The organism is Cryobacterium inferilacus (assembly GCF_019599185.1).
Classification (GTDB): domain Bacteria; phylum Actinomycetota; class Actinomycetes; order Actinomycetales; family Microbacteriaceae; genus Cryobacterium; species Cryobacterium inferilacus.
Map to the genome: position 1 here is coordinate 38369 of NZ_JAIEUL010000016.1, position 14285 is coordinate 52653.

The 14285-nt window shown below is 64.4% G+C and carries 11 protein-coding genes; 5 read left to right on the forward strand and 6 right to left on the reverse strand.

The features are described from left to right. The first annotated feature begins 9 nt into the window (after positions 1-9). A complete protein-coding gene (locus tag K2F54_RS14060) occupies positions 10-2235 on the forward strand; it encodes a UvrD-helicase domain-containing protein (protein WP_220606475.1) in 2226 nt (741 codons plus the stop codon). A 121-nt stretch (positions 2236-2356) separates the two neighbouring features. Here the strand turns inward: K2F54_RS14060 and K2F54_RS14065 are convergent, their stop codons facing one another. Then, the gene (locus tag K2F54_RS14065) at positions 2357-2767 is read right to left on the reverse strand and encodes a hypothetical protein (RefSeq protein ID WP_220606476.1); all 411 of its coding nucleotides are present in this window, start codon (positions 2765-2767) and stop codon (positions 2357-2359) included. Positions 2768-3160: 393 nt separating this feature from the next. On the opposite strand from K2F54_RS14065, the gene K2F54_RS14070 reads away from it, so the two are divergent. Further along, the gene (locus tag K2F54_RS14070; RefSeq protein WP_255577119.1) at positions 3161-3619 is read left to right on the forward strand and encodes a very short patch repair endonuclease; all 459 of its coding nucleotides are present in this window, start codon (positions 3161-3163) and stop codon (positions 3617-3619) included. Positions 3620-3687: 68 nt separating this feature from the next. Here K2F54_RS14070 and K2F54_RS14075 read toward each other — a convergent pair whose 3' ends face one another. Further along, positions 3688-4317 (reverse strand): NUDIX hydrolase, encoded by a 630-nt coding sequence (locus K2F54_RS14075; protein WP_308287672.1) that lies wholly within the window; start codon positions 4315-4317, stop codon positions 3688-3690. Positions 4318-4382: 65 nt separating this feature from the next. Between K2F54_RS14075 and K2F54_RS14080 the strand changes: the two genes are divergently transcribed. The 3 genes from K2F54_RS14080 to K2F54_RS14090 are packed head-to-tail and all read left to right on the forward strand — an operon-like array spanning position 4383 to position 7605. Beyond that, on the forward strand, positions 4383-5870 hold the full coding sequence (locus K2F54_RS14080; RefSeq protein WP_220606478.1) for an ADP-ribosylglycohydrolase family protein: 1488 nt from the start codon (positions 4383-4385) through the stop codon (positions 5868-5870). Next, positions 5867-6649: a TY-Chap2 family putative peptide chaperone gene (locus tag K2F54_RS14085; protein ID WP_220606479.1), complete on the forward strand. Its 783-nt coding sequence runs from the start codon at positions 5867-5869 to the stop codon at positions 6647-6649. Before K2F54_RS14080 ends, K2F54_RS14085 begins: the two co-directional genes overlap by 4 nt. Positions 6650-6657: 8 nt before the next feature. Further along, positions 6658-7605, forward strand: a complete 948-nt coding sequence (locus K2F54_RS14090) for a 5' nucleotidase, NT5C type (RefSeq protein WP_220606480.1) — start codon at positions 6658-6660, stop codon at positions 7603-7605. A 12-nt stretch (positions 7606-7617) separates the two neighbouring features. On the opposite strand, the gene K2F54_RS14095 is transcribed toward K2F54_RS14090, so the two are convergent. From K2F54_RS14095 to K2F54_RS14110, 4 genes are all read right to left on the reverse strand, one after another. Then, positions 7618-9366, reverse strand: a complete 1749-nt coding sequence (locus K2F54_RS14095; RefSeq protein WP_220606481.1) for an SIR2 family NAD-dependent protein deacylase — start codon at positions 9364-9366, stop codon at positions 7618-7620. Positions 9367-9503: 137 nt separating this feature from the next. Continuing rightward, a complete protein-coding gene (locus K2F54_RS14100; protein WP_220606482.1) occupies positions 9504-12095 on the reverse strand; it encodes a tetratricopeptide repeat protein in 2592 nt (863 codons plus the stop codon). Positions 12096-12527: 432 nt separating this feature from the next. Next, positions 12528-12785: an Atu4866 domain-containing protein gene (locus tag K2F54_RS14105; protein ID WP_308287673.1), complete on the reverse strand. Its 258-nt coding sequence runs from the start codon at positions 12783-12785 to the stop codon at positions 12528-12530. Continuing rightward, positions 12782-14176: an amidohydrolase family protein gene (locus K2F54_RS14110; RefSeq protein ID WP_220606484.1), complete on the reverse strand. Its 1395-nt coding sequence runs from the start codon at positions 14174-14176 to the stop codon at positions 12782-12784. The genes K2F54_RS14105 and K2F54_RS14110 overlap by 4 nt, the downstream gene beginning before the upstream one ends. Positions 14177-14285 lie beyond the last annotated feature (109 nt).

Here is a 14285-nt window from a genome sequence, read left to right on the forward strand (position 1 = left end):
AGGATTCACATGCCCAACCTCATCATGATCAAGCTCAAAGGCCAAGATCACGAGAAGGCCGTCAATGGCAAGATCATGACGTTCCTCAAGAAGTTGACTGACGACGACACAATTCCCGGGCTGCACATTGAGCCGATGAAGCAACCACTCGATTCCCGTGCGAGGACAGGGCGCGTGGACATTCATCTGCGTGCCGTGTTGTACGTGCTCGAGCCCATCGGTGACGAGAAGACGTACGTCTACGCAGGGACGTGGGAGCATGACGAGGCCATCGCGCGGGCGCGTACCAAGAAGCTGCAGATCAACCCGGTGAACGGTATTCCCGAGCTCATCGCGGCTGTTCCCGAGCATCCGGCGCAGGCCGCCCCCAAGGCGGAAGCACCCCAAGCCGCCAAGGCCCTGGTGTCGTACCTCACCACACAGAGCTATTTTGTGTCGGATCTCACGGACGAGTTCGGTTTCTCTGCCGACGCAGCGGTACGGGCTTTCGCCGCGGTGACGGAAGACGATCTGATCGCCTTCGCCGATCGTCTCGACACGGAGTGGCAGTCCACCGTGCTTTATGGCATGGCGATGGGTCTCTCGATCAGCCAGATCAAGGAATCGCTCGAGATCCCCGTGGAGCGCGTCGAGCCAGTCGACGTTGCAGCCGAAGACGCGCGCGCGCTGGATCAGCGGTTGGTCGACGCGTTAAAGCATCCGGCCGCGCAGATGCAGTTCACGTTCATCGACAGCGACGAAGAGCTGCAGCGTGTGATCGACGGAGGCGACTTCGGCGCGTGGCGGGTGTTCCTGCACCCCGAACAGCGGCGGTATGCCTCTCGCTCGTACAAGGGACCCTTCCGTCTTACAGGCGGCGCCGGCACAGGGAAGACGGTCGTGCTCATCCACCGTGCCAAGAATCTGGCGGCAGAGAACCCCAATTCCCGGATCGTTCTGACCACATACACGAGAGCCCTGGCTGAGAACCTTCGCCGAGACCTGGAACGTCTCGACCCCGAGATCCCGACTTCTGGTTCGTTGGGCAGCGCAGGCGTCTTCGTGCAGGGCGTCGATGCGCTCGTCGCGGCCGTTCGCCAGACCGCGGGCAGCGGCTTCGGGGAGGCCGCCGTCACCGTGCTTGGGGCTTCGGCAGAGAGTCACGGCATCGTCGTCGGCAACGAGGTCGGCTGGGACGAAGCCGTCGATGACGTGGATCCCGACCTGCCGCCGCAGCTGCGGAGCAAGTCGTTCCTCGCTGCCGAATACCTTCAGATTGTCCTGCCGAATCGCATAACGTCGAAGGAGGCCTACTTCGCGGTGCGCCGGCCGGGTCGCGGCGTGGCACTCGACCGTGCCAAGCGTGCTGAGGTCTGGAAGGTTGTCGAGCAGTTCCGTAAGAACGGCCGCATCCGCAATTCGTTGACCTATGCGGAGGTCGCGGGGATCTCGGCAGCCTGGCTGGCTGCCTCCGCGGAGTCGGGCTCGAATCATTTCGCCGATCACGTGCTGATTGATGAGGCGCAAGACCTGACGCCGGCGCACTGGCAGTTCTTGCGCGCACTTGTGCAGGTCGGCCCCAACGACATGTTCATCGCGGACGATATCCACCAGCGGATCTACGGCCAGCCCGTCGTGCTGTCGAGGCTGGGCGTCGCCGTCGTCGGTCGTTCACGACGCCTCACTCTGAACTACCGGACGACGGAGCAGAACCTCCGTTACGCGCTCAACGTGTTGAGGGGTGCGACGTTCGTGGATTCCGAGAACGCAGTGGAAGGCGTCGACGGATACCGCTCGGCTCGGCTAGGCCCTGAGCCGCGGGCAATCGTCTCGCATTCAGAGACCGAGCAGTTCAAAGCGATCGCAGACCAGGTTCACTTGTGGATTGAAGAGGGCATCCGGCCCGAAACCATCGCCGTTCTGACTGCTTCGAACAACGCGTCCAAGGACGTCCACGACGCGCTCGACCACTACGGCATCCAGTCGACGGTGCTCACCTCGGCGAAACAGACGGGCAAGAACGCGGTCGTTCTGACGATGCACACCGCAAAGGGCATGGAGTTCTCTCGGGTGCTCCTGTTCGATATCTCGGAGGGCTCGTTCCCATCGCCATGGGTGACGAAAGGTCTCAGCCCTGAGGATCGTGAGGATGCCATGCTGCGCGAGCGGTCGCTGCTCTACGTCGCGGCCAGTCGGGCGCGTGATGAGCTGGTGGTCACCTGGAAGAACGCTCCTTCGGAGCTTCTGGCGTCGTAGCGGCGTCGGTGCCGGCGGCCGCGACGATCGCGCACATGGCGCGCGAGTTTTGCTCAGGGCGTCCAAGTCGCTCGTCGCAGCTCCACGATCATTCGAGACAAGCGCACTCGGCGCGAGCAGGCTACTCTGATCGGCGCACGCGGCGAAGGGTGAAGGCGTTAGGGGGACCCGGCACGTGGTCGACGTATTCGAATCGGCCCTCGTATCGGAACCCGGCCCCTGGATACTCGTACTTCCGGGTTCGGTGGAAGAGCACCAACTCGTTGCTGTCCGCGACGTGGTCGATGATCTTGGAGTCTGCACGCCCTTTTGTCTGGCCAGCGAAACGCAAGATATCTCCATCCAGCACGTCCGTGTAAGGCACTCGGTCGGCGGTCTTCTCGAACGTTACGAAAAGCCACACTGAATCGTGGTTTTTCGGTTGGAAGATTCCGTTGTTGAGCGACGCGTCGATGATTGAGAACGTTTTTCTCAACTCAGCTCTGGTGTAAACGTTCTGCTCGCGGAGGAATTTTGAGGTGACGATGGGCATGTCTGAGCTTGCCACAGCCCTGCGTCGAAGGCCCGGTCCCAGAAAGTGTGGATCGGTCTGTGTGCGCTTCGAAAAGGTCGGTTATGTGGTCTAGCGCTGTCCACGGAGTCCTCCCCTTGTTGCGCCTAGACGTGAGGCGGTACAGTGCAATCGAATTTTCGCCGTCTGCCGGTTTCATCGACGAGTGGAGCACGCATGCCAGCCACTGCAATGCCCCCTTCCGCGTCGACCAACACGGTGAGGGCGCCAGCGCAAAGACCTGCGACACGAGTGAAACAGGCGTGCACTGGATGTTCCAAGCTGGCTACTCTGAGGCGGCCGCCCTCATGACCAGCGGTGCAAGGGCGATCCGGCCGATGTCGAGAGTATGGCGAGAGCGCTGGGCGGCGATCGATGAATATCGCGCGGTCTGATGGGCCAAAACGACCTGGCGCCTCCTGGGCGTCGTCGGATGCCGTCCGCCGATCGATGCAGAGCAACAAGAATCGTGACACGGCACCCGAACTCGCGGTGCGCGCCCTGCTGCATGCCTCCGGGCGGCGGTACCGAGTGAATTACCGCCCGGTGCCCGGACTGCGTCGCAGTGCCGACATCGTGTTCACGCGCGCACATATCGCAGTGTTCATCGATGGCTGCTTCTGGCACGGATGCCCGGATCATTACCAGCGCCCGACGCTGAACCAGGGGTATTGGGATCAGAAGGTGGCGGGCAACATGGTCCGCGATCGGGACACCATAGAAAGGCTGACGACAGAGGGCTGGACCGTGCTGCGGTTCTGGGAGCACGAAGACCCGGTCGCGGTTGCAACGGTCATCGAAAGCGAGCTAGACAGGCACAGGCTTGACCGGTAGTGCATCGATGGCATGACGGCATGTTCATGATGCACCGCGCGCTGCGACCAGGTGATGTTCGTCATCGCTCAGGCGCGGCGGTATAACTTTGCTGGCTTGCCGACAACGCCATGCTGATAGGTATCCGTCTCGACAAGTTGGCCGATCATATGGCGACGGAAGGTGTCTTTGCCCAAGCGTTCCCCAGCGATTGCTTCGTGCAGGCGCAGTAGCTCGAGCAGCGTGAACTCGGAGCCGAGCAGACCCTCGGGGTCGGGGGACGCCCGGTAGTCGGCGCGGAGGGTGTCGACGGCGAGTTGGATGATGGTGGCATGGTCGTAGACCAAGCCGTCGGCGGCGTCCACCGAGGTGAGCTCCGCTCCAGTCACTGATGACTCAGGCACAACCACGAGATGCGCCACCGAGATCACCCAGCCGCGGTCATCGCGGTCGGGCTCATCGAAGACGTGCAACTGACGCGGTTGGAGTCCCTCGATGCCGGCCTTATCGCGCAGCGAGCGCAGCACGGCTTGTGCCAGAGTCTCGCCTTCGTGCACGAAGGTACCCGGCAGGCGCCAGCCGGTGTCGTTTTGAACGAGCACAACGTGCAGGGCTCCGTCGTGCACAGTCAACACGGCTGCATCCACGGCTACGGAGGGCTGGGGATAGTCGCTGAGCCGCCTGCCGTGGCTGTCGCGGTAGGGCGCTTTCGTGATCACTTGCTAATTGTCGCAGAAATGATCTATATTGCAAATAGATCACTTCTGATCAAATAGGAGGCGTCATGAACCGCAAACTCACCACCGCACAGACCGACCGGGCCGCCGGCGTACTCCTCGGCATGGCCTGCGGCGACGCCCTCGGCGCCGGCTACGAATTCGGTCCGCCTTTGCCGGAAAATGCCGAGGTGACCATGAAGGGTGGTGGTGGGTTCGGCTGGGCGCCCGGCGAGTGGACCGACGACACCTCGATGGCCGTGCCGATCGCCCGCGCGATTGCCGCAGGCCGCGATCTGGCTGATGAGAGGGTGCTCGACGACATTGTGGCCCAGTGGGTGGACTGGGCACGCACCGCACCCGATGTGGGGATTCAGCTGCGGGCGGTGCTCAGCCGCACCGCACCCTCGGTGGCAGCCGTGCGAGTCGTCGCCCGTGAGCACCACGATCGACAGGGCCGCAGCGCGGGGAACGGATCGCTGATGCGCACGGCTCCGGTGGCGCTCGCGTACCTCGATGACCCCGAAGGGCTGGCCGTGGCCGCCCGGGCGATCAGCTCGCTCACCCACTTCGAAGCGGATGCCGGGGATGCGTGCGTGCTCTGGTGCCTGGCGATTCGGCACGCTGTGCTCAAGGGGGAGCTGGATGTGCGTGTGGGGCTGACGGCTCTGCCTGTTGAGCGGCGGGAACGGTGGGCGGAGCGCATCGAGGAGGCCGAGGCGCAGCAGCCGGCGTACTTCAGCCGCAACGGTTGGGTGGTGCAGGCTCTGCAGGGGGCGTGGTCGGCGATCAGTCATGCTCCGGCGATGGATGCAGGGCAGCTGCGGCTCGCGCTGGAGGCCGCGGTGCGGGGTGGAAAAGACACCGATACCGTGGCTGCGATCGCGGGCGGGCTGGTGGGGGCCCGGTGGGGCGCCTCGGCAGTACCGGGGGAGTGGCGGCGGATCGTGCACGGGTGGCCGGGGTTGGGGGCTGCGGAACTGGTGCGATTGGGGGTGCAGGCGGTGAACGGTGGACAGCGGGTTGCGGGGTCTCGACAAGCTCGACCAGCGGGTGGGGGCGATTCGGGGGACGACCGCGTGGACTACACGCGACTGGGGGACGTTTCGACGCTCGTGCGGCATCCGCACGATGCGGGGGTGTGGCTGGGGGCGGCTGGGGCACTCGACGCACTGCCCGAGGACATCGACGCGGTGGTGTCGCTGTGCCGGGTCGGCAGCGCCCAGGTTCCGACGCGCATCCGGCACCGGGTGGAGGTGCGGCTGATCGACAACGACGACCCGGCGAAGAACCCCAACCTCGACTTCGTGCTCACCGACACGGTGGCCGTCATCGCGGCGCTACGAGCCGAGGGACGCACGGTGCTGGTGCACTGCGCGCAGGCGCAGAGCCGCACGCCGTCGGTGGCGGCCCTGTATGCCGCTCTTTACCGGGACGTACCGGTGAAGCGGGCGCTCGCCGAGGTGTGCGCGGTGCTGCCGGTAGCGAATCCGAAGCGGTTCCTCCGCGCGGCCGTCACCCGGCTGGGCGGCGGTGTGCGGGAGAATGCAGCATGAGCCATGCCTCGTCGGACAACTCCGGCAACAACATCGTGAACGACACCGACGACGATGGTGGTGGGGACGAACCATACAACCCGCCCGCGGACCGGTTTCTGACCGCCCAGATGTGGTGGATCGCCAGCGAGCTGGTGCGCCGGCATCCGCACCTGCATCTCAGCGGTGTGGAGGTGGAGGAGGGCGACCGCCTGCTGATGGTGCGCGACGAGCAGGAGGGCTTGAGTATCCAGTGGGATCTCGTGGGCGGTTGCAAGTACCTGGTGAACGGGGTTGTGACGCGGATCAGCTGGATCGAGATGATGGCCGCGGCCAGCCCGCACGAGACACTCAAGCGCATCGAGGTGGGTTGCGGGCTCGGCATTCCCCAGGCGACGCCGGAGACCACCCCGCGGGCCCTCGCCTACAGGGTTATCGCCAGCGCACTGGCGACGGCGGTTGACGACCGGCATTCCTGGTTCGCGGTGCCGGCGCCGATGATGCCCGGGGAGGACCACGAGAACTCGGAGTGCGACTACTTCCGGGCGTTCCCGACCACGGTGGAGGCACGTGAGGGCTACGACGCCGCGATCGATGCCCAGCTGGAGGCGGGACATCGGGTCTACTTTCAGCAGCCGTTCTGGGCGGTGCTGCGCGACATGCAGGCCATCGCGATCGTCGACGACGCCGGCGTCATCCACACCATCATGGGCGAGAGCGAGCTCATGCCGCTCTACGAACAGATCAACCGCAACCTGACCATCACCACGGCCCGAGTTCTGGGCCCGTACCTACCTTGAGGATTTCCATGACCGCTTCCGTGCCCGCTTCCGTGACGACCGCCGTGAAGATCCTCTACATCGACCTTGACAACACGCTGGTGGACTTCCCGAGTGGCATTGCCCGGCTGACCGATAAGGCTCGCGCCGAGTTCCACGGTCACTACGACGACGCCCCCGGTATTTTCGGCCGGATGGAGCCGCTCGCCGGCGCGGTCGAGGCATACAAGGAACTGGCCTTGCACTTCGACACCTACATCCTGTCGACAGCCCCGTGGCACAACGCGTCGGCCTGGCATGACAAGGTGCTTTGGGTGCAGACCTACCTCGGGCTCACCGATGAGACCGCAGCCTACAAGAGACTGATCCTCTCGCACCACAAGAACCTGAACCGCGGTGACTACCTGATCGATGATCGATCTGCCAACGGTGCGGGCATGTTCGAGGGGGAGTGGCTGCAGTTCGGCACCGACGCTGCGTTCCCGACCTGGGCATCCGTCACCGACTACCTACTCTCGAACGGTGAGCCCTCCCAGTTGCACGCAGCGATCACCCTGGCCCGCACGTCACATGCGGGCCAGGTCGACAAGCTTGGTGTGGCATACATTTACCACCCGCTGGCTGTGATGCAAGGAGTGACCGGTGAGGACGCCAAGATCGTGGCCGTTCTGCACGATGTGGTGGAAGACACCCCGGTGACGCTGGACCACTTGCGCACCCTGGGCTTTGCGGAGCCCGTCGTGCGCGCCGTGGATGCGGTCACCAAGCGCCCCGGCGAATCCCTTGCCGAGTCGATGGCTCGCGTCGCGGCTGACCCGCTGGCGCTCGTCGTGAAGCTGGCCGATCTCGCCCACAACGCGAACCCGAAGCGGCAAGCGGGGTTACCCGAAGACGTCCGTGCCCGGCTGAAGGTGAAGTACGAGGAGTCTGCCGCGGCGCTCGGCACATCCCTGGAAGCGATTTTCGCGAAGAGCTGAACAATTGCGTGGTTACGCCCACTCGTGCTGGCAGGACTCGTTCATGCAATGCCAACTGGGGTTCGCGCCGCTGACGATGCAGCCGCCCAACACAACCGCACCGCGGGCGAGGTCCTCCTGCACATCCGATCCGACCATGCCATAGAGAATCGGAACCCCGCTGGCCTCTCCACAGAGTGGGCAGCGGGGACGCAGCTCGTGCTGGTCGCCAGGGAGGCCCAGGTCGGTGAGGGTCTGGGCGATCCCCGGCCATGCTGCCGAGCTGCGCTCTCCCACAGTTCGGTTGCCGACAAACTCCAAAATGGCCTCGCGCAGGCTCCGTTCGCCGGGTTCCAGCGCGTCGAGGTACTCGTCGGCGAGTAAGTACGAGTGGCTGTCGGTGGAGAAGGCCAGAAGTGCGTCGAGGAAGATCTCCAGGGTGCGTGCGGCGGTGGGGATGTCGACCGGTGCGCCGACAGGCCCGCCCATGCTGACGAGGTTGAGCTTGTTCTGCCACAGCATGTCATTCAGCGGGCTGGACTTGAGCGTCAGCGCTGTCGCCAACGGTTCGGGGGCATCCGCGTTCTGCGGCATAGCGCGCCGAACATCGTGAATGATCTCGTGGAAATGATCATCGCGAAGACCGAAACCGACGAAGAGCAGGTGATGGGTGATGAGAGTGGCCTTCACCACCGCGGAGAGAGCTTCGCGGGACGCGTTGTAGCCCAGGTAGTCATCTCGTGTGAGCACGATGCTGTCGGGATTGGTGACTGAACCATGGAGCTTCAGTAGCCAGTGGTCACCGTTCACGCGGCTGTCAGGGATGACGGTTCTCGGGTCGCCGACATCTGCCGACGCCAGTTCGAACAACGTGTCGTAGTTGAGGGTGATGGCTTGTTCGGTGCGGAGGCCGGCCAGCAGGGCAGGGGCGAGGCCGTAGCGGGGGAGGTCGACGTGGCGGATCACGCTGTCATTGAACGTTTGCTCGCTCGGAATCTCGCCGTTGTCCTTGTCGCTGTCGAATCGCGCCCGAAGGTAGGCGGCCTGGTCGCGGGCATCCAAGTCGCCGTCGAGCAGAGCAGCACGTTCATCCTTCGCCAGGTCGAGGTCCCAGGAGAGTTCGGCTATGAGCTCCTTCCAGGACGGCGCGCCAGCGCTCACACTCGTGCCGGCGCCCATAAACGGAACGAGGCGGCCGGTCTTGGCGATTGCGGCGAGATCTTTTGCCTGGTCAAGGAGATCGCGATCGCTCAGCTCGGACCAGAATTCTGAGGAGCGGCGCTTGACTTGGGCAAGCGCAAAAGACTTCTGGTCCTTCAGCACGAGAACCACGTCGACGCCTTCTTCCGCTCCGGTGATCCGGGCCTGTTCGAGGATGGCAGACAGGATGTCGCCCTTGCGGAGGCGCCCGCCGCCGCCATCCGAGCCGAACGAAGGCATCGCGAGCAAGGGATTGGGGCGTATCGGGGTTGTGCGGGCGTTGGCTTTCCGCTGCCGGCTCGCGGCGGCGCCGGCGCGGATGAAGGCTTCAATCCTCGGTTTCAGATCGGCGGCGGTCGAGAATCCAGTCAGCGGAACCGCCGTGAGGATGGGCAGCGGCAGAGCGGTGTTCCACGCGCTCACGGGAAGCGCGAACTGGTGACCTTTGGAGTAGGCGTCGTGGTGGGAACGCTGCACGGCGGCCTCCAGCCCGACGACGCCGGTCCAGTGTGGCTCCACGGCGTAGTTTGAATCGCTGGGCAGCATCCATGCGTCGCACTGGAGGTGGGTGATGTCGCCCATGATGACGTAGACGTGGGATTGAGGCATGGTGATTCCTACCACATGGCCGGCCCAGCTTGTCGACCGGTCGAGCGCGGACGGTCGCCGGGCAGCACGGGCAGATCTTGCCAGCTGAGTAAAGGGTCGAACCAGTTCAGCTACTGCAACGTCGCGTCATCCAGTTGGTCGAGCAGCTTGTGTGCATCGGAATAGAGTTTCTCGCCCAAGGTCTCGGCTTTCTCCTCGATAAGTGACTCCAGTTGGGAACGCGCCTCTCCCTGGTTTCCGCGCGCGAGCGGAATGCGAGCCAGGGCCAACAGCGCTTCGAATCGTTCGTCGGTACCGACGTGTGCTGTTTGAGCAGCATCGATCAAGCGGGACTCGAGTGAGTCGATATTTACCAGGGGATCGAGACTCACCTGTGCCACCGCCAGTGATGCAGTCACTCGCAGGAGGAGCTCTCGGTCAGCTTCGATGTTCGGATCGTGAGCGAGCGAGGTCAGCACGGCCAGCGCCTCGTCATGCCGTCCCACGGCGGAGTACCACTCGCCGACTTCGACGCGGACTGGGTAGGCCGACTCGCCCATCACAGAGATCGCGAACTCGTGGCCAGAGATCGCTTCTTCTCGCATTTCAAGGTCCCACCGGGCGAGACCAAGTTGGTGCCAGATCTCGTACATGACCCAGTGGTCCTCGGGGATCTCCGGGAAGTTTCGGTGTTCCTCCAGCGCCCTCTCGAGCAGCGCCACAACGGCGTGCAGCTCCTCAGCATCGTCCGCGAGCACGTGGGAAGCCCCCCACAGATAGTAAAGACTCTCGGACGAGCCAGGCGCGTAGCGGCTTCGTTGCTGGTCTAGCAGCTGGAGTGCGGCATCGTGGCCACGAGCGCGAAGGACCTTGAGGTAGTGCATTATGTCCGCGGACTTGGCAGCCTGGCTGTCCGGTCCATGAACCGAAACTGCCTCGTCGACCAACTGCTCAGCGGCTAGGACACCGGCTTCCAGATCATCCTCCATCCTCAGTCGCAGAGTGAGTTCCAGGCCCGCGGTCATCGAGTCGAGATAGTCGAGATCCGGCGTCTCTCGCGTGTCGATCAAGTGCCTCAACAGGGTGATGTGCTCGGTGGCAGAAGTGTGCATGCCGAGGGGCCTCTCAGATTGAGCGAGCATGTACAAAGCCCATGCGTAATCTGGGATGTAAGCTCCCAGGTCGCGATGGTCAGCTACGAGCGCCGCGAGCGCGATGTTGGCCGGAACGAATCGCTGCGCGTTGAGCAAGATCACCGCCTGATGCGCCCTGAGTGAGAGCGCATCCCTTGATAGGGGGTCGATTCGAGCCAGTGCGAAGTCGGCCATGTCGTTTTTCACCACCCAGTCGGCTCCGCTGGTGTCAGCGGCGATGAGTGCTTTGACGCAGCGCAGCAGCAAACCGTTGTCAGTTGTCTTCCCGCCCTTGTAGAGGGCCCAGCCCAACCAAGCCGCGTGACGTGATCTCGCGTCATCCGTGCTGTCGTCGAGCGCTTTCAATACCTGCAGTGTGAGGTGGTGCCAGAATCGGGCCTTGTCGTCGTCGTCGCGATGAGGATCGAAGAATTCGTCGTCAGCGGCGGCGACATCCATTTGCGCTCGTTCCAGGAACGACCGAAGGCCCTCTCCGACGATTTCGCTCCAGGCAAAGTCGTTGTGACTGGCAAAATCGGCCAGTGGTCCGACGGCCGCGGCCTCCGCTGCGTTCGTGATGAGGTCAATATCCCAGGCAGTCGGCAGGGAACCGTCTGCACCCAACCTGCTGGGGATCCCGAGCGTGGCCACAGCGAGGTGGCGCCGCACGTCTTTCGGCAGGCCCGTCCACACGACTCGATAAAGATCTTCGACAGAGCGCGGCAGAGTTGCGAAATCGGAAACCAACCGTTTCGGACTCGTCTCATACTTCTCGATGGATGCCAGAAGTTTGATGGCAAGCGGGTTCGAGTATCGGTTCGCGATCTTCCGAGCCGTCTGATCGTCGATCCCGGTCCAGTGGTGTTTCACCAGCACGGTTACCTCCTCCGCGACCATCGTGCCCAGCCCGGCTCCGCGAGGAAATGGGGCAGGCAGATCCAGCTCGTCATCAAAGCGCACTCGAGATAGACGAGTGCGAGATTGATGCATCGCCTGCCCCACGGCACTGTTGGATTCGATGAACCCTGGCCACCCGGTCGACACGATGAGCACGGCGCCCGGTCGGGTCACTAGAACCTCCAGAAGCTCTGACAGCGAGCTCGTTGCCTCATGGATGTCTTCAACGAAGATCACCATCGGCAGACCGTTTTTCCCGAAGGCGCCCAAGAGGGTCGCCAGATCCTCGACGATATTCGGGGTGCCCTGGTCTCCCAGATGCACCGCGTCAGTGCCGGCCAACGCGCGGTTGTCGCTCGCTTTTCGGGAGCCAGCCGCCCACGCACGCTGCACCAGCCATTTCGCCGTTCCGAAACCAGGAGCAAGGTCGCCCGCGACCGCCTCGACGAAACCCGTCGACACGTTGGAGGTGATCTCCGACCCGACGAAGCCGGTCAGCTCGCGCCCGAACGAAAGCCAGGAGCCTCTCGCGTTCACGGTCAAGTCATAGAAGCGGGCGTGGTCCTCGAGCACGCGCGTATCCAGCGCCAAAGACTCTGCTGCTCCGCCGGACTTGCGCACGCCGCAGGTGATTCCCCACCAACCCCAGCTCGGGATGCTCCCGCCGGCATGGCTGGCCAGAATCGGGTTCACGGCTTTGCGTGCGCCGGTGGAGAGACCGCCCCCATCCTGAGAGCCGGGAATTGAGTCCGGCCAGTAGTGAGGCTCCGGCTGACGCGTTGTCGCCAAGCGGGCGTAGAACTCGGTAGCGATCCGGGTCTTGCCCCAACCCGTTGGGGCTTCCAGGGAGATCCACCGTGGAGTTTTGTCCCGGGCGACCTCATCGTAGACAGCGAGAAGGCCGTCAACCAGTAGCTTCCGAGACGTTCCGACAAACGGTGTTTGTTCCAAACCGCACCCCCTGCGATGAAGAGTATGTAGAGCGACCAGTTCCTGCGCGACGAAGTGTCGTTCACAGGGATGCGCCTTGGATGAATCTACTGGACCACCGGCTCGCACGTTTTCGTTGTTCGCATTGTGCGGATGCACTCGTGTCGGTGCTCGCATCCGCGCCGACCGATCAGGTCACTCAGCCTGCCGGTACATGACCATCCCGGCGTGGTGCAGCACGTCGCCGTGGAACTCGCCGTCTGCGGAGAACCCGATGTCATCGCGGTAGAAGATCATCGATCCCTCCACCCAGTACGCGCCGGTGTACGCGGCCTCCCGCTTCCCGCGCGCTTCGACATACCGGCCCTCCGGCAGCAGCCGCTGCCGGATCACGCCGTCGGCGGTGACCCAGAGACCGACGTACGGGTGCGTGGCCTCACCTTCGGCGGTCACAGTGCAGCCACCCGTCGGGTGATGTCGTCGCGGGAGCGGATGACGTCGTCCCGGAGGGCATCGAGGTCCTCGCCGACGAGGCGACCGGCCCATTTGCGGGGTGTGCCGGCGACCAGCACGGTGTCGATATTGCGGGCATCCGCGCCGAGCACCAGGGTGCCGACGGCGTCATTGAGCGGCATGTTGTTGACGTCGTCGGCGCGCACGATGAGCAGGTCGGCCTGCTTGCCGGGGGTGAGCGAGCCCGTCACGTCACCGAGCGCATTCGCCTTCGCTCCCTGCAGGGTGGCGAAGTCGAGCACGTCGCGGGTGCTGATCCGGGGTGCCGCGTCGGCGCCCCGGTAGGCGGCGTTCGTGGCACGCATCCGCTGGATGGCGTGGAGGGCTCGCATTTGGGTGAACATGTCGCTGGCGAGGGCGACCTCCACGTCGATGCTGAGACCGGGCCGGATGCCGACCGCGAGGGCCTCGTCGACGGCCGGGATCGCCGACTCCAAGCCGATCTGCGCATCCGATGTCGGCGCCAGGGAGACGGTGACGCCGGCGGCACCCATCGCCGACCAGGCGTCGTTGGTCAGGCCGGTCGCGTGAATAAGAGTGAGCGTGGGATCGAGGATGCCCTGCTCCGCCCAGCGCAGGATCGCCTCGGAGGAGGAGCTGCCGAACACGGCGTCGATGGACGTCCAGACGCCGAGATCGCGGGCGACGGCAGCCAGCTCGGGTCCGTAGGCGATGGCCGGCCCGGCGATCTCGTCGGTCGACAGAGCCGCCAGCCGGAAGGTGACGAGGTCGTTGCCGGGGGAGCTGCTCATCAGCCGGGCCAGGTCGGCGGGCCACTGGTGGTCCCACTGGCCGAAGTGGGGTGCCATGGAGGCGTGCACACCACGGATGCCCGTGTCGACGAGGGCGGCCACGGCCGCGTCGGAGTGCGCTGCGGTGCGGGAGTTGTGCGAGAAGTCGAGCATCGTGGTGATGCCCGCGTCGAGCGCCGTCAGGGCGGCGAGGCGGGTGCCGACGTACATGTCGTGGGGTGTGTAGCTCGGGGCGATGCCGGCGAGGGTGGACATCACGTATTCGCCGAGGTCGGTCACATCGGGGATGCTGCGGCGCAGTTGCGTCTCCCAGGCGTGGCGGTGGCTGTCGACGAAGCCGGGGCTGACGATGCAGCCTCGCGTATCGACGGTGAGCGCTGCGGCCGCGAGGGTGCCGTGCTCGGGATCGGACAGCAGGTCGGCGCCGACGGCGACGATGCGGGAGCCGACCAGGAGGACGTCGCCTCGATCCAGATCGGGGACGGCGGGATCCATGGTGACGACGGCGCCGCCGGTGAGCAGAACGGGGTGCTCGGATGCGCGAGCGGCCAGGAGTGCGGGGAGAGAGGTGGCGTGCATAGGTGTCTTTCTCTGAGATCGGTAGCTGATGTCTATGGCGGGGAGTGCCCCGACCAGATCCAGAATCCCGGCCGGCGATGACCTGGACCAGACCGTGGCGAACCGGGGT

What these genes read in the sequence shown, in the direction of transcription:
- K2F54_RS14070 (WP_255577119.1), top strand. Translation starts at nt 3,161, where the DNA reads ATGAATATCGCGCGGTCTGATGGGCCAAAACGACCTGGCGCCTCCTGG.
- K2F54_RS14060 (WP_220606475.1), top strand. Translation starts at nt 10, where the DNA reads ATGCCCAACCTCATCATGATCAAGCTCAAAGGCCAAGATCACGAGAAG.
- K2F54_RS14080 (WP_220606478.1), top strand. Translation starts at nt 4,383, where the DNA reads ATGAACCGCAAACTCACCACCGCACAGACCGACCGGGCCGCCGGCGTA.
- K2F54_RS14110 (WP_220606484.1), bottom strand. Translation starts at nt 14,176, where the DNA reads ATGCACGCCACCTCTCTCCCCGCACTCCTGGCCGCTCGCGCATCCGAG.
- K2F54_RS14095 (WP_220606481.1), bottom strand. Translation starts at nt 9,366, where the DNA reads ATGGGCGACATCACCCACCTCCAGTGCGACGCATGGATGCTGCCCAGC.
- K2F54_RS14090 (WP_220606480.1), top strand. Translation starts at nt 6,658, where the DNA reads ATGACCGCTTCCGTGCCCGCTTCCGTGACGACCGCCGTGAAGATCCTC.
- K2F54_RS14085 (WP_220606479.1), top strand. Translation starts at nt 5,867, where the DNA reads ATGAGCCATGCCTCGTCGGACAACTCCGGCAACAACATCGTGAACGAC.
- K2F54_RS14065 (WP_220606476.1), bottom strand. Translation starts at nt 2,767, where the DNA reads ATGCCCATCGTCACCTCAAAATTCCTCCGCGAGCAGAACGTTTACACC.